This window comes from Flavobacterium hankyongi, from assembly GCF_036840915.1.
Taxonomy (GTDB): Bacteria; Bacteroidota; Bacteroidia; order Flavobacteriales; family Flavobacteriaceae; genus Flavobacterium; species Flavobacterium hankyongi.
Genome location: NZ_CP085725.1, coordinates 2,325,554 through 2,346,312 on the forward strand (window position 1 = coordinate 2,325,554; position 20,759 = coordinate 2,346,312).

Annotated in this window: 15 protein-coding genes and 1 tRNA gene; 8 read left to right on the forward strand and 8 right to left on the reverse strand. The window is 33.2% G+C overall.

The window, feature by feature from the left end; translation table 11 throughout:
• Positions 1 to 55 precede the first annotated feature (55 nt).
• Positions 56 to 2,857: a reprolysin-like metallopeptidase gene (locus tag LJY17_RS10715; protein ID WP_264543818.1), complete on the reverse strand. Its 2,802-nt coding sequence runs from the start codon at positions 2,855 to 2,857 to the stop codon at positions 56 to 58.
• 155 nt (positions 2,858 to 3,012) lie between these two features.
• On the opposite strand from LJY17_RS10715, the gene LJY17_RS10720 reads away from it, so the two are divergent.
• The 3 genes from LJY17_RS10720 to bioB all read left to right on the forward strand — a co-directional run bounded on the left by LJY17_RS10720 (position 3,013) and on the right by bioB (position 5,693).
• Positions 3,013 to 3,948, forward strand: a complete 936-nt coding sequence (locus LJY17_RS10720) for a bifunctional riboflavin kinase/FAD synthetase (RefSeq protein WP_264543819.1) — start codon at positions 3,013 to 3,015, stop codon at positions 3,946 to 3,948.
• A 103-nt stretch (positions 3,949 to 4,051) separates the two neighbouring features.
• Positions 4,052 to 4,495 carry a hypothetical protein gene (locus tag LJY17_RS10725; protein ID WP_264543820.1) on the forward strand — a complete coding sequence of 148 codons (444 nt, stop codon included), beginning with the start codon at positions 4,052 to 4,054 and terminating at the stop codon, positions 4,493 to 4,495.
• 115 nt (positions 4,496 to 4,610) lie between these two features.
• Complete coding sequence (bioB, locus tag LJY17_RS10730; RefSeq protein ID WP_264543821.1) at positions 4,611 to 5,693, forward strand: biotin synthase BioB; 1,083 nt, start codon at positions 4,611 to 4,613, stop codon at positions 5,691 to 5,693.
• 51 nt (positions 5,694 to 5,744) lie between these two features.
• On the opposite strand, the gene LJY17_RS10735 is transcribed toward bioB, so the two are convergent.
• The 3 genes from LJY17_RS10735 to mce form a co-directional block, all read right to left on the reverse strand.
• Complete coding sequence (locus tag LJY17_RS10735; RefSeq protein WP_264543822.1) at positions 5,745 to 5,948, reverse strand: hypothetical protein; 204 nt, start codon at positions 5,946 to 5,948, stop codon at positions 5,745 to 5,747.
• A gap of 201 nt (positions 5,949 to 6,149) precedes the next feature.
• Positions 6,150 to 6,223, reverse strand: a tRNA-Ile gene (locus tag LJY17_RS10740).
• Between the two features lie 82 nt (positions 6,224 to 6,305).
• Positions 6,306 to 6,710 carry a methylmalonyl-CoA epimerase gene (gene mce, locus LJY17_RS10745; RefSeq protein WP_264543823.1) on the reverse strand — a complete coding sequence of 135 codons (405 nt, stop codon included), beginning with the start codon at positions 6,708 to 6,710 and terminating at the stop codon, positions 6,306 to 6,308.
• An 83-nt stretch (positions 6,711 to 6,793) separates the two neighbouring features.
• On the opposite strand from mce, the gene rbfA reads away from it, so the two are divergent.
• From rbfA to LJY17_RS10760, 3 genes are all read left to right on the forward strand, one after another.
• Positions 6,794 to 7,186: a 30S ribosome-binding factor RbfA gene (rbfA, locus tag LJY17_RS10750; RefSeq protein WP_264543824.1), complete on the forward strand. Its 393-nt coding sequence runs from the start codon at positions 6,794 to 6,796 to the stop codon at positions 7,184 to 7,186.
• 1 nt (position 7,187) lies between these two features.
• Complete coding sequence (locus LJY17_RS10755) at positions 7,188 to 8,390, forward strand: ABC transporter permease (protein WP_264543825.1); 1,203 nt, start codon at positions 7,188 to 7,190, stop codon at positions 8,388 to 8,390.
• Between the two features lie 162 nt (positions 8,391 to 8,552).
• A complete protein-coding gene (locus LJY17_RS10760) occupies positions 8,553 to 9,974 on the forward strand; it encodes an MATE family efflux transporter (RefSeq protein WP_264543826.1) in 1,422 nt (473 codons plus the stop codon).
• 50 nt (positions 9,975 to 10,024) lie between these two features.
• Here the strand turns inward: LJY17_RS10760 and LJY17_RS10765 are convergent, their stop codons facing one another.
• The 4 genes from LJY17_RS10765 to dusB form a co-directional block, all read right to left on the reverse strand.
• The gene (locus tag LJY17_RS10765; RefSeq protein ID WP_264543827.1) at positions 10,025 to 10,807 is read right to left on the reverse strand and encodes a hypothetical protein; all 783 of its coding nucleotides are present in this window, start codon (positions 10,805 to 10,807) and stop codon (positions 10,025 to 10,027) included.
• Between the two features lie 228 nt (positions 10,808 to 11,035).
• Entirely contained in the window at positions 11,036 to 11,839 is an 804-nt protein-coding gene (locus LJY17_RS10770; RefSeq protein ID WP_264543828.1) for a hypothetical protein, read from the reverse strand.
• A 1-nt stretch (position 11,840) separates the two neighbouring features.
• Positions 11,841 to 13,112, reverse strand: coding sequence for a hypothetical protein (locus tag LJY17_RS10775; RefSeq protein WP_264543829.1), 1,272 nt, complete (start codon positions 13,110 to 13,112; stop codon positions 11,841 to 11,843).
• 113 nt (positions 13,113 to 13,225) lie between these two features.
• On the reverse strand, positions 13,226 to 14,215 hold the full coding sequence (gene dusB / locus LJY17_RS10780) for a tRNA dihydrouridine synthase DusB (RefSeq protein ID WP_264543830.1): 990 nt from the start codon (positions 14,213 to 14,215) through the stop codon (positions 13,226 to 13,228).
• 272 nt (positions 14,216 to 14,487) lie between these two features.
• On the opposite strand from dusB, the gene lepA reads away from it, so the two are divergent.
• Both lepA and LJY17_RS10790 read left to right on the forward strand, forming a co-directional pair.
• Positions 14,488 to 16,284 carry a translation elongation factor 4 gene (gene lepA / locus LJY17_RS10785; RefSeq protein WP_264543831.1) on the forward strand — a complete coding sequence of 599 codons (1,797 nt, stop codon included), beginning with the start codon at positions 14,488 to 14,490 and terminating at the stop codon, positions 16,282 to 16,284.
• Between the two features lie 135 nt (positions 16,285 to 16,419).
• Positions 16,420 to 20,649 carry a T9SS type B sorting domain-containing protein gene (locus LJY17_RS10790; RefSeq protein ID WP_264543832.1) on the forward strand — a complete coding sequence of 1,410 codons (4,230 nt, stop codon included), beginning with the start codon at positions 16,420 to 16,422 and terminating at the stop codon, positions 20,647 to 20,649.
• Positions 20,650 to 20,759 lie beyond the last annotated feature (110 nt).

The window sequence follows — 20,759 nt, forward strand, 5'->3', positions numbered from 1 at the left end:
AAAAAAAAGGTGGATTTTTAAAAATCCACCTTTTTTCATTGTTTTTTTAATCAATTTACTCTACTACAACACGTTTAACAGTTTTCTTAGCTCCGTCAATAATAGTAACTAAGTAAATTCCAGATTCAACATTATTAAGAGAGACATTTTGGTTTATAGCCCCTGTGTTTGTAAATGATTTTTCATAAACCTGACGACCTCTTAAATCGTGAGCCACAATTTTGATATCACTTCCAGTTGAAGAGGTAAACTTAACTGTGAACTCACCTTTATTAGGGTTTGGATATAAATTAAAATCTTCGAACTCAAAATCAGGGTTAGAAAGTGTATATGTTTTTGTACAAACATTTAACGAGAAAGTCGTTAAGTTTCCTGTATCATCTTGCCATGCATCAGCAGCTGCAATTGTCCAGATACCATTAGCAGGTCTATTATTAAAATCTGACAACATTCCAGAAGGTTTAAATGTCACTCCTGTTGGTCCAGACGTTGTAGTACCACCTGAACAACTTGGAGCAGCAGCGGCAGCATCGTCAAAAGTAATATTAAATCCATTTTGACTAGTACAGCTTCCATACCAAATCCAAACAGCAGTATTATCAGGGTGAAATAATTGCATATACAAATCACTTATATATGTATGATCTGTACCAAGTGTGACATTAACATCACTAATATTTCCTGTAACAGGTACATTAACGGTCTTTTGAGCAGCAGCCCCTAACATAGGAGATGAACTTCCAAGTCCATCAGGAATTGCAACAGAAGTGTTATTAGAGTAAGTATTACATGTAGTAGTTACATTATATCCAATAGCAATGTCTTTTAAATTCACATTAAAGAAAATATTTCCTGAAGCTTTTACCATAACTCTAGCTTTTTGAGCAGTTATATTAGGAACAGTAATTGTTTGGGAACCATCATTAGGTGTATTTGCTAACAATACTATTGGGTATGTTAAACCACCATCAGTTGATAACAAAATATCGACATTTGCACCTCCTACACTTGTATTAGTACTATTAACAGCCCAAGTAATAGTTTGCGTAGAATTTTGCACCCATGATTGATTATCAACGTTTTGTGAAGTTACCGTCAAAGGACCTCTTGTTGCATCTACAGTCACAACCATATTATCAAAATTAGTCTGACCTACTTTAATTGGAGCTACACCGCTGTAAGCAACATTATCTCTAACAGTTAATCTAAAGTTCAATGTTCTAGCTACTGAGCTTAATGCCTCAACAACTATTTCTGCGCCTTGCGTAGTTGTTTGACCATTTAAAACAGATGCCATTTGAGGAAAATATCTCACTGGTGATATCGATGGTAAAAACGATCTAAAATTAGGACCAGTTGCTTTTGTTACAGAAGCAGCAGAATTTGCCCCTGTTTGAGCTCCTGATGCATTATCATATTGCTCCCACGAGTAAGTTAAAGCATCACCTGCATTTGCATCTGTAGCAGATCCTGTTAATATAAACGGAGTACTCTTTGGAATTGTATAATCTGCACCTGCATTAACAACAGGTGTAGCATTGTTAGCCGCAATATTTGTTGTAACAGGACATAACAAACCTGCTAAATTAGCTTGTATTTGAGCAATACTTGCTGCGTGATACACATCAATAGAGTGTGGCGCAACGTCTTGCGAAGTAATACCAGCGTATCCCATGATAGTAACACCTGAGCCAACCTCCATATTAACCCCTGTTCCTTCATTACCATGTGAGAAAGTATGATTAGCACCTAATTGGTGTCCAACTTCGTGTACTACATAGTCGATATCAAAACTATCTCCTTGAGGCACTCCATCTCCTGGTGATGTATAACCTGATCCTTTATATAAATCTGGAAGAATTCCATCACCGTCAACATCAGTTGTTCTGTCATTACTACAAACACATCCTATACAACCTGCATTTCCGCCTCCACCTGTTGCTCCAAACAAATGCCCAATGTCAAAATTAGCATCCCCTATAACTGAAAAGAGTGTGTTTGCTAATTCTGCATTCCAAGCTCCCCCTGCCCCTGCAGCCGCAGCCGAATAAGGATCAGTAGCAGCATTATAATAAATAACATTAGTACTAGCTGCAACTAAGTTTAAATGCAACCCTAAGTCTTTTTCATAAACTCCATTACATCGTGTTAATGTTGCATTAAAAGCAGCTAAAACTAAATTCACCTGAGCCGCTGAAGTAGCTCCAAAATAATTTGAATACTCTGCAGTACAAGATTGTGCTAAACGCATAGTTTTTAATTGACCAGCACTTGATTTTTGAACTGAACCAATTTTGTTTGAAATATCTTCAAACGCTTTTTTGTCATCCACCGAACAAGTCCAGTTTAACTTTCCTTTTTCTCTTTGTGACTTATATACAGCATAAACTTTACGGTCTGCTGAATACGGCTCCATGAATTCGTTTTCTTTACCAACTCTGAAAACCATAGTTTGAATTCCTTCTGGAGAAATACTGATTTTTAAAGTCGCATATTTATCAGTAAGTCCTTTTCCAGAAAACGCTCTAATTTCAGGAAATTGAGCTTGTAATTCAGCATCAAAGTTTGACGCTTCAAATACTTCAAACTGCTCTATACCACCTTCTGCATTTGGCAATGATATAACTACTGATTTTTTTGAAGTATTATTCACAGCAGAAAAAAGTGTTTGACGCATTGCTTCTGAATTTAAATCAAAAAGCATAAAATCTTTAGGAAATGAAGCTCTAGCCACTCCTCTGGCCGTTTCTACATCGCTTTTCCCTTTTGAACTTGCCGCCCAAAACTTATTTGACTGTGCATTTGCATAGCCACTAAGTAAAATAGGGGTAAGCGCAATTAGTAATTGTTTTTTCATAATCGAATATTTGGTTGTTCGTCAAAAATAACAAAAAAACAAACATTCACCAATGATTTTGTTAACTTTACTAGAATTGCTATTTACAAGAATTTAAATTTTGTTTCACAAGAACAATAAAAATCTTATATTTTTGTATAAACAAAATTACTTCTGTGAAAACACAAATTAATATCCCAGATATTAAATCAACCAAAAGAAACATAGTCACAATTGGAACTTTTGATGGAGTTCATTTAGGACATAAAAAAATTATCGATAGATTATTAAAAAGTTCTAAAACCGAAAACCTTGAAAGTACTGTAATTACTTTTTCAGAACATCCGCGCTCGGTTCTTCAGTCAGAAAAAAACATTGGTTTATTAAACACAACCGATGAAAAAATATTATTACTTGAAAAACTAGGTTTGGACAACCTAGTTATTTTAGATTTCAAATCGATTGCCGAACTATCTGGTGAAGAATTTGTAAAGAATATTTTAGTTGACAAGCTTAATATTCAGAAAATAATCATTGGTTATGATCATCGTTTTGGAAAAAATAGATCTTCAGATATTCACGATTTAATTTATTTTGGAAAAAAATATCATTTTGATGTAGAACAAATCTCGGCGCAAGAATTAAATGACATCACCATTAGTTCAACAAAAATCAGAAATGCAATTTCTAACGGCCAAATAACATTAGCCAATTCATACCTTGGCTACAACTTCTTTTTCTCAGGAAAAGTAACTCTAGGAAAACAACTTGGAAGAACCATTCAATTTCCAACTGCCAACATCGAGATGCAAAATCCAAAAAAAATCATCCCAAAAACAGGCGTATATATTGTAAAAGGAGAATGGAACAACCAACAACATCAAGGAATGATGAATATTGGATTCAGACCAACTGTTGACGAAAATAATTTATCACTATCGATTGAAGTTCATTTTTTGAATCTGAACGAAGATTTATACAATAAGGAGATAACCATTCATATCCTTGATTTTATTAGAGAGGAGCAAAAATTTAATTCTTTACAAGACTTGAAAGAACAACTTGAAAAAGATAAAAATAAAACTATCGAATTCTTCAAAAATAAAACCTAAGAAGGTTTATTATTTCTAAATATTTGTTTTTCAGTTTTTTATTAACTAAATTTGAGTGTACTTCAGATTGCTTTTAATAATTATCTAATTAAATTTAAAAGTTATGAACATCTCAAAAGAATTAAACAATGGCATTTTGATTTTCATCAGCATTGGCATCTATTTCTTACTTATGGAATTGTTAGGCCTTTCAGATGTATTCTTATTAAGACTTCTTAATATTTTTATTGTGGTCTATTTCATCAATAAAACAATCAAATCAAATTACCGCGAAGGAAAAAGAGAATACTTAGAAAATATTATATCCGGATCTTTAACATCTCTTATTGGAGTCGCATTAAGTGTAGCTGGTTTATTGGCTTACATATCTATGAAAGGCGGCAACGATTACTTAGCCAATCTTTCCAAAAACTTCTTATTTGGTGGTGGAGAACCTACAATGTATCAATACTGTATAGGATTACTTTTTGAAGGAGTTGCATCTTCTATAATTATTACATTCACTTTAATGCAATACTGGAAAGATCGTCCTCTTAAACATTATTAAGTATATAAATAAATTTTAGAAAAATGCTTTTGATTACCAAAGGCATTTTTTTTTACACATTCCTTAATAATAAATCTAAATCCGTATTTTTGACCATTATTACAAAAAGCATACTATGAGTATCCCAAGAAACAACTGGACTAAGGAAGAAATTATTGCTATCTACAATAAACCTTTAATGGATTTATTGTTTGAAGCTGCCTCAATACATAGAGAACATCATGATCCAAATGTGGTTCAAGTTTCAACACTACTTTCTATAAAAACTGGAGGTTGTCCAGAAGATTGTGGTTATTGTCCACAAGCAGCACGGTATCATACCGATATTGAAGGAAATGACTTAATGAGCGTTCAACAAGTAAAAGCACAGGCTCTAAGAGCCAAATCATCAGGTTCTTCGAGAGTTTGTATGGGTGCCGCATGGAGAAATGTTAAAGACGGACCTGAATTTGACCAAGTATTAGAAATGGTAAGAACCATAAACAAACTTGACATGGAAGTATGTTGTACATTAGGAATGCTTACTGAAAATCAAGCACACCGTTTGGCGGAAGCTGGATTGTATGCTTACAATCACAATTTAGATACATCTGAAGAATATTATAAAGAAGTAATCTCTACTCGTGGTTTTGAAGATCGTTTACAAACCATCGATAATGTTAGAAAAACAAATGTTACAGTTTGTAGCGGTGGAATTATTGGAATGGGAGAAAGTATTGAAGACAGAGCAGGAATGCTTGTAGCACTTTCAACTTTGAATCCACAACCAGAATCGGTGCCAATTAATGCACTTGTTGCCGTTGAAGGCACTCCAATGGAAGACGAAAAACCTGTTGAGATTTGGGAAATGATTCGCATGGTGGCAACAACTAGAATTGTAATGCCTGAGACCCAAGTTAGACTATCTGCAGGAAGAACCAACATGACTCGTGAAGGACAAGCAATGTGCTTTTTTGCTGGGGCTAACTCAATTTTTGCAGGAGATAAACTCTTAACCACTCCAAATCCTGATGTAAATGAGGATATGAAAATGTTTGAAATGTTAGGATTACAACCTCAAAAACCATTTATAAAGAAAATGCAACCTGAAACAGTTGAAGCTTGCAACTCAGAATTTAAATCATTAGGAGAAAAGCCAAAATGGTCAAGACCTAGCCATACAATAGAAAGAAATTTAGAAGCATCTGCTAAAAAATAAAAAAACTCCCAAATGGGAGTTTTTTTATTTTAATATCTATAGTAATTTGATTTATTTCGCTGTAGATTTTTTACCTTTAAAAAAGTAAACTGCCATAAGAATTCCTGCAACTGCCAAAAACACTAAATTTTCATTAATTGGAAAACCTGGACCTACTGGTGTCGGCGGCGGCGGCGGAGCAGATTGAGCACAAAGACTCCCACTTACAAAAGTAGTTAAAACTAATAAGCAGGTATTTTTTGGAAACATTCTCATAGTTTGGTAAAAGTATAAAAAAAAAACATTTAACGAAACTTTATCAAAAGTTTTAATTGGAAAAATTGATTTCTGGACAATATTAAAAGAAAAAAATGACACAACCAATTAAAAATTAAAAAATTAGCGTCATATCAAAAAAGAAACTTTTCCTTAACTATTTATAAACAAAAACCCCGTTTTAACGGGGTTTAATATTTGTGGTCCCACCTGGGCTCGAACCAGGGACCACCTGATTATGAGTCAGGTGCTCTAACCAACTGAGCTATAGGACCAGTTGATATTTTCAACAATCAAAAATAAAGAAATTCCTTATTTGAGGTTGCAATATTAGTACATTTTTTGGGTTCTACAAAATTAATCTGCTATTTCTTGACACAATTCTATCAAGACTCCATTTGTGGTTTTTGGATGTAAAAAAACAACTAGTTTATTATCAGCACCTTTTTTAGGAGTTTCATTTAAAATCACAAACCCTTCATCCTTTAATCTTTCTACTTCTGTATAAATATTTTCGATATCAAAAGCAATATGATGTATTCCTTCACCTTTCTTTTCAATAAATTTTGCAATTGGACTCTCAGTATTTGTTGCTTCCAATAATTCTATTTTATTGGGTCCGTTCATAAAAAAAGAAGTCTTTACTCCTTCTGACTCCACCTCTTCTTCCTTATATGCTGGTGACCCAAATAACTTTTCAAATAACTTATTTGATTCATTCAAATTTTTCACGGCGATGCCAATATGTTCAATTTTTCTCATATTTCTAAATTTTAAACAAATATAAAAACTTTGTAACTTAGTTACTTTACTCCTATCAAACTAAAAAATTGTATTTTTGCCACATGGAAACAAACAGACAGAAAAAAATAGGGAGCGTTTTGCAAAAGGATTTAGTGGATATTTTACAAGGTGAAGTGCGTAAAAACGGAATTACCAATCTTGTAATTTCTGTTTCAAAAGTAAGTGTTACCACAGATTTATCTATTGCTAAGGTTTTTTTAAGTATCTTCCCTCAAGATAAAGCAAAAGAAATTCTTGAAGCTATAAAATCAAACACACCGTTAATTAAACACGACCTTGCACAAAGAGTAAAACAGCAATTACGAAAAGTACCAAATTTAACTTTCTACATTGACGATAGTTTAGATTATATCGAAAAAATTGACAATGCTTTATCAGGAAAAGAAAACCCGATTGAAAACCCTGATTTATTAGAAAAAAGAAAAAAATCGTAATTTGAGTTTTTCCTTCTACATAGCCAAACGTTACTTACGAACATCGAGTAAAAACAATGCCATAAATATTATTACTCGTATTGCTTCGTTGGGTATTGTTGTTGGAGCCATGTGTTTATTTGTTGTACTTTCTGTTTTTAGCGGTTTAAAAGATTTTAGTTTGTCGTTTAGTAACGATTCTGATCCAGATTTAAAAATTATACCTAAATATGGAAAAATATTAAACATAACTGAAGAACAACGACTAAAAACTAAGGCCACAAAAGGAATTAAATTCTACAGTCAAGTTATAGAAGAAAAAGTACTGTTTTTATACAAAGGCAAAGAACAAGTAGCTTTTATAAAAGGAGTTGACAATCAATACAACTTAGTAAACAATATTCAAAAAAAGTTGTACCAAGGCCAATGGCTTGCACCAAAAACTCCTCAAGTGGTGGTTGGCAACGGAATTTCCCAAAAACTTTCGATGGGACTATTCGACATGAACAATGCTTTTGAAATTTATGTACCTCGACCAGGAAAAGGAGCTATCACTAGTGCAGAGACCGCTTTTAATAAATCAAATCTTATTCCAGTTGGAATATATGCTATCAATGATGAATTAGATTCTAAATATGTTTTTGCAGATTTACAACTAGCACAAGAGTTACTAGAATACAAAAAAAATCAAGTCAATGCAATTGAAATTAATTTAGATTCTCTCGCAAATGAAAAGAAAATAGTTGATCGACTTTTATCAATTTATGGTGAGAACAATGTGATCATAAAAAATAGAGCACAACTAAATGACAGTTTACATAAAATGCTCAATACTGAAAATGCTGCCATCTATTTAATTTTTACTTTAGTCATAATAATGACATTGTTTACTCTTGCAGGCGCCATAATAATGATGATACTTGACAAACAAAGTAATCTTAAAACACTATTTAGTGTAGGCATGAACATCAAAGAGATTCAAAATGTATTCTTGCTTCAAGGAACACTTTTAACAGTCGTTGGAGGCTTAATAGGTATTATTCTAGGAATTATTATAGTTTTTATACAACAACACTTCAAAGTCGTAATGATAACAGAATCTCTTCCTTATCCTGTCATCTTTAATTTTACAAATGTTTTCATTGTGTTCTTCACAATATTCATCTTAGGCTTTCTTGCATCTTATATCGCCAGTAGCAGAGTAACAAAAAAACTAATGATGTAATATTTTTCCCAAAAAGGATTTATATTTGCTACTCACTTTTATTAAAAGAATGTCTATGATTGTTTTTATCTAGTCTATAATTATCGGGAGATAATTAAGACATAACTTTTCTTTACCAAATAACACTTATTTGGCAGTATTAATTATTACCCTATTTTAATCATGACAGAAATAAAACATTCAACAATATCACGTATATATTCAACTCTTAAAACCGCCATTAAAGGCGACGACACATTTGATTTCACAACTGGAAGCATCAAAAAAGGAGTCATTTTACTAGCCATTCCAATGGTTTTAGAAATGATGATGGAATCTGTTTTTGCATTAGTCGACTTATATTTTGTAGGACATCTTGAAAATAGTAGTTATGCTATACAAACAGTAGGTTTAACCGAATCAGTAATTACAATTATATACTCATTAGCCATAGGAATAAGTATGGCGGCCACAGCTGTAGTTGCTCGAAGAATTGGAGAAAAAAATCCAGAAGCTGCAGCAAAATCAGGAATGCAAGCCATTGTAATTGCTTTTGCTATAAACACAATCATAAGCCTTTTCGGCGTTATTTACGCAAAAGAAATCCTTTTACTAATGGGCGCGTCCCAAAAAGCAGCTGATTATGGATTCCGTTTTACTCAAATAATGATGGGAGGAAGCATAAGCATCATGCTTTTATTTCTAATAAACGGAATATTTAGAGGCGCAGGTAATGCATCAATTGCAATGCGAAGCTTATGGATTGCCAATGGTTGCAACATTATTCTATGTCCAATTTTAATTAATGGATTAGGTCCAATTCCTGCATTTGGATTAATAGGAGCTGCCATGGCTACAACCATTGGAAGAACCATAGGTGTCTTGTACCAATTTTATCATTTATTTGGAGGTAACGGAATTTTAAAAGTAAAACTAGGACAATTCATCCCAGATTGGGAACAAATTAATGCCTTAGTAAAAATTGCTGCTCCTGGAGTATTACAATTTGTTATTGCTTCATGTAGTTGGATTTTCTTAGCACAATTGGTAGCTACAACAGGAGGTGATCATGGCTCAGCAGGGTATCAAACAGCCTTACGAATAATGATGTTTTTTATACTTCCCGCATGGGGTTTAAGCAATGCTGCAGCAACATTAGTTGGTCAAAATCTAGGCGCAAATCAAGTAGAACGTGCCGAAAAATCAGTATTTACAACTGCAAAATACAATGTGATTTTTATGGCAAGCATTATGATTTTTTGTTTGCTCTTTGGAAATATTATTATTTCTTTTTTTACGAATGATAAAACTGTCCACGAGATAGCTGTATTAGCTTTACAAATTATGAGTCTAGGATATATATTCTATGGAATTGGAATGGTCCTAATTAATACTTTTAATGGAGCTGGAGATACCTGGACTCCTACAAAGGTTAATTTTTTCGGATTTTGGCTCTTCCAAATCCCTTTAGCTTATTTCTTGGCAAAATATCTAAAAATGGGACCCACAGGAGTTTTTATGGCAATCCCAATTGCTGAGACAGCTATCACTTTGGCCAGTATATTTTTATACAGAAAAGGAAAATGGAAAACAATTCAAGTATAAACAAAAAGTCCCAAATTGGGACTTTTTGTTTAAAATACTTTTTAATGAAATTAAGGCCTCCATTCTTTTTTATATTCCCTATTAGACACGTCTCCAGATTTTGTATCCACTTCAAATTCTATTAATCCAAAAGGATAAATATCTTTCGTAACATACCACTTTCTTGTATCTTTCGACAATGTCAAAAAAACTCTCTTTACATTTTCTCTATCAACTGGATTAAGTATAAATTCTTCTTTCAAAGCTTTATGGACCGCTTGAGGAGTGACTTCTGATTTATCCTCAGTTAAACTTAATATATACTTAAAATGAGCTTTTTCATCATCTGTCAAACTTACAAAAAGAGGTGTTTTCTTTAAAATTTCGAATAATTGTAATGGCTTTACAACTATATTTTCATAACGAACCGATTCATCTATTGTTTTTACTAACCTACCCGTTTCATCATAAAATTTTGTTATTCCAAATTTGATTTGATCTGAATTCATTGAAGAACCTATAAATCTTTCTGTTTCTTCTTTTATAATCCCATTTTTATAGTATCTCATATATTTTTGAAATAATTTAGGGCTAGCTAAATCTATCAACATGACATAATCTTCAGTCGTTTCATAGCTAGATATTTTCTCACCATTTTTCAAAATCTCCACACACTGAGACAAATCTTGCATTGGATTTTCTTTTTCCTTTTTTTCTAAACATTCATTAAATTTTTTAATATCAAATCTATCTTGTGTCATAATTTTTTCTTTTGGATATTCTACTCCTTTTTCTGTTTGCCCAGTACACTGCATTAAACCAAATGCAAGAATTATTAAAATTATCTTTCTCATAATTTCTTCTACATATTTGAATTAAGAATTTTCCATTGCCACTTATTGGTCGAAAATCTATCTTCCCTAACTTGGTGAGTATAATCCATAATATTGTCAGTATTGTAAAGCTTGTATGTAAATTTTCCATCATTATCAAAAGTATGATATAATCCCATTGCATGCATTAATTCATATGGGGCTGTCGAATCGTTTCCGCCTTGATAGACCCCACTACGACTAATGAAATTAAGGTCTCCACTCTTTTTTATATTCCCTATTAGACACGTTCCCAGATTTTGTATCCACTTCAAATTCTATTAATCCAAAAGGATAAATATCTTTCGTAACATACCACTTTCTTGTGTCTTTTGATAAGGTTAAAAAAACTCTTACTGCATTTTCCCTATCTTTAGGATTAAGTATAAATTCTTCTTTCAGAGCCTTATGTACTATTTGAGGGGTCACTTCTGATTTATCTTCTGTTAAACCAAATATATACTTAAAATGAGCTTTTTCCTCATCTGTCAAACTTACAAAAAGAGGTGTTTTTTTTAGAATATCAAACAATTGCAATGGCTTAACAGTGATTTGCTCATAACGAACCGATTCATGTATAATTTTTATTAATCTCCCGGTTTCATCATAAAATTTTGATATCCCAAACTTGATTTGATCTGAATTCATTGAAGAACCTATAAATCTTTCTGTTTCTTCTTTAAGAATACCGTTATTATAATACTCTTTATATACTTCAGTTATTGAAGGAACTGGCGTCTTAATTAATTTAGAGTAATATTTTTTATTATCAAGTCCATTACCCCATGAATATATAATAACCGTCCCATCCGATAAAGTATCTTCTGTCGGAGTCAATTTTTTTTCTTCACCAAATACAATAGCATCTGGATAGTCTTTAAATCTATTAATATCAAATCTATCTTGTGTCATAATTTTTTCTTTTGGATATTGCACCCCTTTTTCAGTTTGTCCTGTACATTGTAATAAACTTAAAGCAAAAGTTATAGCAATTATTTTTTTTATATTATTCATATTAAATTTTTGAATTTAGAATTTTCCATTGCCATTTATTGGTCGAAAATCTACTTTTACCTGCTTGATGGGTATAATCCATAATATTATCCGTTTTATGTAATTTGTAGGTAAATTTTCCATCATTATCAAATGTATGATACAAGCCCATAGCATGCATCAACTCATGTGGGGCTGTCGAATCGTTTCTACCTTGATAGACCACTACGACTTTTGCATTTCCTCCAATATCTTCAGCAACTCCGTTCAAGGTTCCATCTGGCAACATATATAACCTATAATAATCCTTATAAATATCGTTTTTTTTGTCTTCAAAAAATTTATCGTCCAATGCTCTGTGAATAGAACGAACGTTTGAGGTATCCAATATTGTGTTTCCTTTTTTATCTTTTGTAGTGAAAAACAAATCGAACCACCAATCTCCAACTTCAATATATTTTGATAATTGAATAATAGATCCTTTTATATATGATTGTTTAAAAGCATTGTTAAGAATTTGCAATTCATAACCTTTAACAGCACCTGTTTTACTGTTGTGACGAACAGGAATAAACACTACATTAACATCTTTCACAATATTATTAGGCAATATGTTTATTTGTCCTACTTTTTTATTGATTTTGTCTTTTGTAGCAATTAATTCTATTTTTTGTACACTTGAAAACTCTTTTAAGCATTTTATCTCTATTACTTTATCATTATAATGCTTCCCTTTTTTATTACTGAGTTTTTCAAGAATTGTAATCTGAAAAATATTTTCATCATACTCATAACACATCGAATCTGGTTGTTCTGAAATTTCGATAGCCGCATCCAAAATTGCCTTTTCATTTTTCATTAGTGTCATATTGGGCACGTAATATCTTGAATAACCGTCTACAATAAACATTTCATACTCTAAAAGATGCTTAATATATAAACTATTGCTTTGTGTAAAAATTGCTTTTGGATTTGTTGCGTATAAAGTACCGTATTTACCTACAACATCTGAATACTTTTCATCAACGGGCATTTGGCTATCAGATTTTCTATTCCAATCAAATCCAAATTCTCCTTTCCAATCTTTGCTTGGTCTAAATTCTACAACACATTTTAACAAACTTTTTACAACTGGCGGAGCCTTTTTTGGTTTCCCATATGTAACGCCTTTTTCCTCTCCTTTTTCAGAAATTGCTTTATCCGAACGAAAAACTATACTCTCTTCTGCATACATATTGTGAGTACCCACAGTATGCTTAGTGATTTTCCCTCCTACGATACGAATTCTGCTCATATTTAAATCGATGTTTATATATTTTATTATTTAGCAATCAAATATATAAATTGTAAGAAAAATATTTCTTTTTAAAACATAAAAAAAGTCCCAAAATTGGGACTTTTATTTTATTAGACTAATTGGCCGCTATAATCTTGAATAATATCATCAAAAACTTGTAGTAAAGCATTATGTTCATCAAGGGTAACTAATTTCTGCCTATGCTCTTTAAAATGTGGAATTCCTTTAAAATAATTTGTATAATGACGACGCATTTCAACAATTCCTACACGTTCACCCTTCCATTCCATAGACCAAATTAAATGATTTCGCGCTGCTTCAACTCTAGCTGCGATATTTGGCAGTGGCAAATGTTCTCCTGTTTTGAAATAATGTTTGATTTCGTCGAAAATCCAGGGGTAACCTATTGCTGCACGGCCAATCATCATTCCGTCGAGACCGTATTTGTTTTTGTATTCTAACGCTTTTTCAGGAGAATCGATATCCCCATTTCCGAAGATAGGCATCGTAATTCTTGGGTTTTCTTTGATACGTTGGATGTGGGACCAATCGGAATGCCCTTTATACATCTGTGCCCGCGTACGTGCATGAACGGTTAAGGCTTGCACCCCAATATCTTGTAGTCTTTCGGCTACTTCATCTATATTAATTGAATTCTCATCCCATCCCAAACGAGTTTTTACCGTCACCGGAAGACTTGTGCCTTTGATTACTGATTTGGTTAAACGCACCATCAAGTCAACATCTTTTAACACTCCAGCTCCAGCTCCTTTACAGACTACTTTTTTTACAGGACAACCAAAATTAATATCCACTAAATCTGGTTGAACGGTGTCTACGATTCTAGCTGACATTTCCATCGCTTCTTCATCACCTCCAAAAATCTGAATCCCAACAGGTCGCTCGTAATCAAAAATATCAAGCTTTTGTCTACTTTTTATGGCATCACGAATTAACCCCTCACTAGAAATAAACTCAGAATACATTAAATCTGCCCCATGTAGTTTGCACAAACGACGAAAAGGCGGATCACTAACATCCTCCATGGGAGCCAGCAATAGTGGAAAATCTGGTAATTCTATGTTGCCAATTTTGGGCATGGGTGCTAATTTTTTGCAAAAATACAATATTTACAACAATAGAAAAAAGATAACAGTACAAACTGTTGTCTCACCACTTTGAAACTGACTATTTTAAACTATATTTGCAGATTAATTCCCTACTTTTAGGGTTGTGTTAAGGATTATAGCTGTATCCTTTTAGGGTAAAAAGCCTGACAACCGAAAGAATGAAGGCGGGAACGCACAAAAAAAAGACAGAAGATTGGCATGCGGAGCATTACATGTTCCAAAAAAAACAATATAGAATACACATGAAACACATTAGAAATTTTTGCATTATTGCACATATTGACCATGGTAAAAGTACTTTGGCTGACCGCTTATTGGGAGCAACGCAAACAGTAACTGCTCGTGAGGAAAAAGCTCAATTACTTGACAACATGGATTTGGAGCGTGAGCGTGGTATCACAATTAAAAGTCACGCCATCCAAATGGAATACAAATACAAAGGAGAAGACTACATCCTGAATCTAATTGACACACCAGGACACGTAGATTTCTCTTACGAAGTGTCGCGTTCAATTGCAGCTTGTGAAGGTGCTTTATTGATTGTTGATGCAGCACAAAGTATTCAAGCGCAAACAATTTCTAATCTATATTTAGCATTAGAAAATGATTTAGAAATTATTCCAGTTTTAAACAAAGTTGATTTACCAAGTGCTAATCCTGAAGAAGTTAGTGATGACATTATAGATTTACTTGGTTGTAAGTTAGAGGATATTATTCATGCTTCTGGTAAAACAGGGTTTGGTGTTGAGAATATTTTAGCAGCAATCATTGAAAAAATACCAGCTCCTAAAGGTAATCCAGAAGAGCCATTACAAGCCTTGATTTTTGACTCAGTTTACAATCCATTTAGAGGAATCGAAGTTATTTTCCGAGTGAAAAATGGAGAAATCAAAAAGGGACAAAAAATAAAATTCATGGCTACTGGCAATGAATATTTTGCTGATGAAATTGGAACTTTAAAACTAAATCAAGTCCCTAAAGATAAAGTTTCAACTGGTGATGTTGGTTACTTAATCTCAGGTATTAAAGAAGCTAAAGAAGTAAAAGTTGGAGATACCATCACTGATGCAAAGACCCCAACAACAAATATGATTCATGGTTTCGAAGATGTAAAACCAATGGTATTTGCAGGAATTTATCCTGTTGATACTGAAGATTACGAAGAACTTCGAGCCTCTATGGAAAAATTACAGCTAAATGATGCTTCGCTTGTATTTACTGCAGAAAGTTCGGCTGCATTAGGTTTTGGTTTCCGTTGTGGATTCTTAGGAATGTTACATATGGAGATTATTCAAGAGCGTTTGGAACGTGAATTCAACATGACAGTAATCACAACCGTTCCCAACGTATCGTACTTAGCTTACAGTAAAAAAGATCCTGAAACTCCTTTCATAGTAAACAACCCTTCAGATTTACCTGAACCATCAAAACTAGATAGAGTTGAAGAGCCTTTTATTAAAGCAACAATTATTACTAAGGCTGATTTCGTAGGAAATGTAATGAGTTTGTGTATTGAAAAAAGAGGTCAAATTACTAATCAAACCTATTTAACTACTGAACGTGTAGAGTTAAACTTTGACATGCCATTAGCCGAAATTGTATTTGATTTCTATGATAGATTAAAAACAGTTTCTAAAGGATATGCTTCATTTGATTATCACCCAATAGGGATGAGAACCTCTAAACTAGTTCGTTTAGATGTTTTATTAAACGGTCAAAATGTTGATGCTTTATCAGCTTTAATCCACGAGGACAATGCATATCACATTGGTAAAAAAATGTGCGAAAAACTGCGCGAATTAATACCAAGACAACAGTTTGACATTCCAATCCAAGCCGCGATTGGAGCAAAAATTATTGCTCGCGAAACAATCAAAGCCTTACGTAAAGATGTAACTGCAAAATGTTATGGTGGAGATATTTCTCGTAAACGTAAATTGTTAGAAAAACAAAAAGCTGGTAAAAAACGTATGCGACAAGTAGGAAATGTAGAAATACCCCAATCTGCATTCATGGCTGTTTTGAAACTAAACGATTAAAAATAAGAAATATATATTTCAAAGTCCAATTGTAAACCCAATTGGACTTTTTTGTCCTAAAAACAAATCTTAACCTTAAAACCTATTTTCAAAATGTTAAATTTTGTATCTTTATTAAGCCCAAAGCTGACTTTTATGAAGAAAGTAATTTACATTTTACTACTATGCTTAGGGAGTAATGTTTTTTCCCAAACGATTACTGTTGATAATACTACTAATAGCCCAAGTGATTTAGTTAACTTATTACTTGGCAATTCTTGTGTGACTGTATCAAATATTGGAATTTCTTCTTCGCAGTCTGTTGCATATTTCAATAAAAACGGGTCAGCTTTCCCAATTAACGAAGGAATTATACTTAGAAATGGTCAAGCAATTTTTTCACAAGGCACATATACAGGAGCCAATATGAGTTCTGTTGCAACAGGGGGAGGGACAGACGCTTTTCTGCAAAACCTAAGCAATACTAGTAGTGGACAAACAACAGCAATAACAGATTTATCATATTTACAATTTGATTTTGTGCCTATTTCAAGTGCTTTTAGTTTTGATTTTTTATTTGCCTCAAATGAATATGGTCAATTCCAATGCTTATCAAATGATATCTTTGCTTTTGAGTTAACGAATTTAACAACTGGCGTAACAACTAACTTAGCAGTAATACCAAGCACCTCAACTCCAGTTTCTGTTAAAACAATTAAAAACGCATTATATAACAATACTTGCGGATCATCTAATCCAAATCTTTTTTCTATTTACAACGTAAACAATCCAGGCGCTTCTACGTTAAACATGAGAGGACATACTGTTGTTTTAAATGCAGCTTCACCAGTTACTCCTAATACACCATATCGCCTTAAACTTGTAATTGCAGATTATGGTGATTCAGATTATGATTCGGCAGTATTTATAGGCGCTGGAAGTTTTCAAAATACTTTCGATTTAGGACCAGATAGAATAATTTGTACTGGAGACACCTATACACTAGACACGAATCTTGATACCTCATACACTTTTGATTGGCTTTTAGATGGAATCTCAACAGGTCAAACAGGAGCAACATTTACCGTTACCCAACCTGGCACATATACTGTAAACATAACTAAAGGAAGCTGCTCATTGACAGATACAATTGTTTTTAATAATTTAGCTGTTAACAATCCCATAGATCTTTACGTTTGTGGAGATGGGAGTCCTAGTTACAATTTTGATTTAACTACAAATAATGAAGCAACACTTGGTATAGACAATACGATTTACGATGTTTTCTATTATGATTCTGTTGCTAATGCTAACGCAAACAATCCTATTCCAGCTTTAAATTTAAGTACTTACACAAGCACTGGAGGACAAACGATATACATTAAAATATTTAACACACAAACAAATCAGTTTTGTGACACCTTATATCCTTTTTATTTAATCGTAACAGGACCTGTTGTTGCCGGAACAAATATTACAGACTCTATTTGTGACAATGCGGTTGGTCAAAATTATACTTTGACAACTCTTAATTTAGATGTACTAAATGGTCAACCAGCTGGAAATTTCACCATAACTTATTATACAACACAAACAGACGCACAACAAGGAATAAACAGTATAGGAAGCTCTTTAAACATACCTCCTGGTTTAACATCAATAACAGTTTGGATTCGTATGCAAAACATATCAAACTCAAATTGTTTTGATGTAACCAGTGCCGTAATTACAATTAACCCTCTCCCTATAGTTTCAACAATAGGTCCAATAGTTGAATGTAACAATTACACTCTTTTGCCCATTGCGAATGGAACCTATTACACAGGTTCAAACGGTACTGGTAGTCAGTTAAATCCTGGTGATGTAATTAATACTTCGGGAACCTATTACATTTTTGCTGGACCTGATGCAAATGGTTGTACAAATCAGTCTCAATTTTATGCTCATTTTGTAGACGAATATGAACCTTCTCTAGATAATTGTGGTTCATTTACTGTACCTCAACCCGATTATAATATTGGAGCTTTTTATACTGCTCCTGGAGGACCGACTGGTACTGGAACTTTAATTCCTGTAGGTACCGTTTTTACAAATCCGTCATCAACAACTTCAATCACGCAAAATATTTATTATTATGCTGATGTAAATGACTCTTTTTGTACTGATAGATTATTTACTATAAATATTCACCCATTACCATTAGCAGATAATCCTTCAGACGTAGTCACTTGTGACTCATATACGTTACCGGCATTGACTAATGGCACTTATTATAGTGTATCAGGAGGACCAAGCGCTCCCGGTCAAGTAACATTATCAGCCGGGAATAATATAACATCAACCCAAACAGTTTATGTATACAATGCAAACAGCTACACCGATGTAAATGGAAACATTGGATTTTGTATCACTGAAAATGATTTAAATATTTCCATAATTGACACTTCTCTTTACACACCTCAACAAGCATGTGGTAGCTATATGTTACCTCCTGTTTCTATTGGTGGTTATTTTGATGCTCCCAGTGGTGGTGGGAATTCAATAGATCCAAACATTCTAATAACAACATCACAAACAGTTTACTATTACGCTGCTACAACTACCGTACCTAATTGTACTGAAGCAAACAATCTAAACTATCAAATTACAATAAACCCAAAACCTGCTGTAGATACAATTCCTAATGGAACCCATTGTGGCGAATTTATATTACCTGTTCCTACAAACGGAAATTATTATTTATTACAAGGAGGACCAACTATACCTGGACAAGTAGCTATTCCTGCAGGTTCAATAATTGATTTGTCTGGATCTAATCTTAATCCTGGAACGTATTGGATTTACACAAACCCTGATGCGAATGGCTGTGACAACGAAAGTTCATTCACAATCAATATCATTCCTTATCCAGTAACCGATGATCCAATCAACAGAATAGAATGTAATGCTTATTCGATACCAACTCCAACTAACGGAACCGTTTATACAGCTCCAGGTGGCCCTAACGGCAGTGGAACTGTTGTAACATCATCACAAGTGTTTACATCAGACAATACGTTCTATATGTATAATATAAATCCTGCAACTGGTTGTGTATTTGACAAACCTTTTGAAGTATACTATAATGGAATTAATCTTCCTACTTATCAAAACGAAAATGTATGTGATACTTATACTCTTCCTGTATTAACTCATGTACCACCAGAGCCAAGTACTAGTTATAGTATTGGGTATTTTTTTAATACAAACGGCACAAACCCTGTTCCTAACGGAATGACTTTTACTTCTGCAAATACTCCAGTAACTATTTATGTTTATGCAGTAAACGCAGGCAGATTTGGTTCAACATGTATCGAGGAAAAATCATTTGTAATTACTGTTTCTGATACTCCAGTTATTCCTACTCAGGTTTTTAATTCAGAAAAATGTGGATCATACACACTACCACCATTACCAACAGTTAGCTACACTATTAATTACTATTCGAGTCCAGGAGGCATAGGTTTAATTTCTCCAGCTAATTACACATACACCAACACTGGTTCGACTCCAGTTTCATATACAGTTTACAGGTATGCTACTGCTACCAATAATATAAATTGTAATGATGAAGATTCTTTCACATTTACAGTATATCCTCTATTAGATATTACTTTACCTGATGGATATATTTGTGTAGATCCTATAACAAATGCCACAACTAGTTCTTATACTATTAATACAAACTTAAATCCAACTTTGTTTAATGCGAATTGGTATCTAAATGGAACTTTGATGGGTACAGGTGTTAGTTACACAGCAACTCAAGAAGGCGTTTATGATGTAGAATTTATAAAACTAACTCCAGATGTTGGAGCAAATTGCAATTATAAACCAACTAAAGTAACTGTAAAGAAATCGAGTGTGGCTGTAGCTTCAGCTCATGTCTCAGCTGCATTTGAAGATCAAATAGACATCACTGTTACTATTGACCAAGGGTATGGAGACTACATCTATCAACTTGATAATGGGCCAACACAGCAAAGTAATGTGTTTACTAATGTTACAGCTGGTGAACATTTAATTACAATCACTGATACACTTAACAATTGTGGAAGTGTCACTATAAAAGCAACAGTACTTGATTATCCAAGATATTTTACTCCAAATGGCGATGGATATCATGAAACATGGAATATTAAAACCTTAGCGAATCAACCAGAGTCTTACATCTATATCTATGATAGATTTGGGAAATTCTTGAAACAGATTAGACCAGCAACGCAAGGATGGGACGGAACTTTTAATGGACAACCACTACCTTCAACCGATTATTGGTTTCAAGTTTTCTATAAATTTAATGGTCAAGACCAAGAATTTAAGGCGCATTTTAGTTTGAAAAGATAGTTTTCAACGATTTTAATATTAAAATGGCACTTCTAAGACAGAATTAGTTGTGTCATTTTTAATTTATCTCAACATTAACTTATATAATTTTCACATAATTATTCTCAATA

Coding starts and splice junctions, on each gene's coding strand:
- LJY17_RS10770 (WP_264543828.1), bottom strand. CDS start 11,839: ATGAATAATATAAAAAAAATAATTGCTATAACTTTTGCTTTAAGTTTA.
- LJY17_RS10775 (WP_264543829.1), bottom strand. CDS start 13,112: ATGAGCAGAATTCGTATCGTAGGAGGGAAAATCACTAAGCATACTGTG.
- LJY17_RS10735 (WP_264543822.1), bottom strand. CDS start 5,948: ATGAGAATGTTTCCAAAAAATACCTGCTTATTAGTTTTAACTACTTTT.
- LJY17_RS10715 (WP_264543818.1), bottom strand. CDS start 2,857: ATGAAAAAACAATTACTAATTGCGCTTACCCCTATTTTACTTAGTGGC.
- rbfA (WP_264543824.1), top strand. CDS start 6,794: ATGGAAACAAACAGACAGAAAAAAATAGGGAGCGTTTTGCAAAAGGAT.
- LJY17_RS10725 (WP_264543820.1), top strand. CDS start 4,052: ATGAACATCTCAAAAGAATTAAACAATGGCATTTTGATTTTCATCAGC.
- dusB (WP_264543830.1), bottom strand. CDS start 14,215: ATGCCCAAAATTGGCAACATAGAATTACCAGATTTTCCACTATTGCTG.
- LJY17_RS10760 (WP_264543826.1), top strand. CDS start 8,553: ATGACAGAAATAAAACATTCAACAATATCACGTATATATTCAACTCTT.
- lepA (WP_264543831.1), top strand. CDS start 14,488: ATGAAACACATTAGAAATTTTTGCATTATTGCACATATTGACCATGGT.
- LJY17_RS10765 (WP_264543827.1), bottom strand. CDS start 10,807: ATGAGAAAGATAATTTTAATAATTCTTGCATTTGGTTTAATGCAGTGT.
- mce (WP_264543823.1), bottom strand. CDS start 6,710: ATGAGAAAAATTGAACATATTGGCATCGCCGTGAAAAATTTGAATGAA.
- bioB (WP_264543821.1), top strand. CDS start 4,611: ATGAGTATCCCAAGAAACAACTGGACTAAGGAAGAAATTATTGCTATC.
- LJY17_RS10790 (WP_264543832.1), top strand. CDS start 16,420: ATGAAGAAAGTAATTTACATTTTACTACTATGCTTAGGGAGTAATGTT.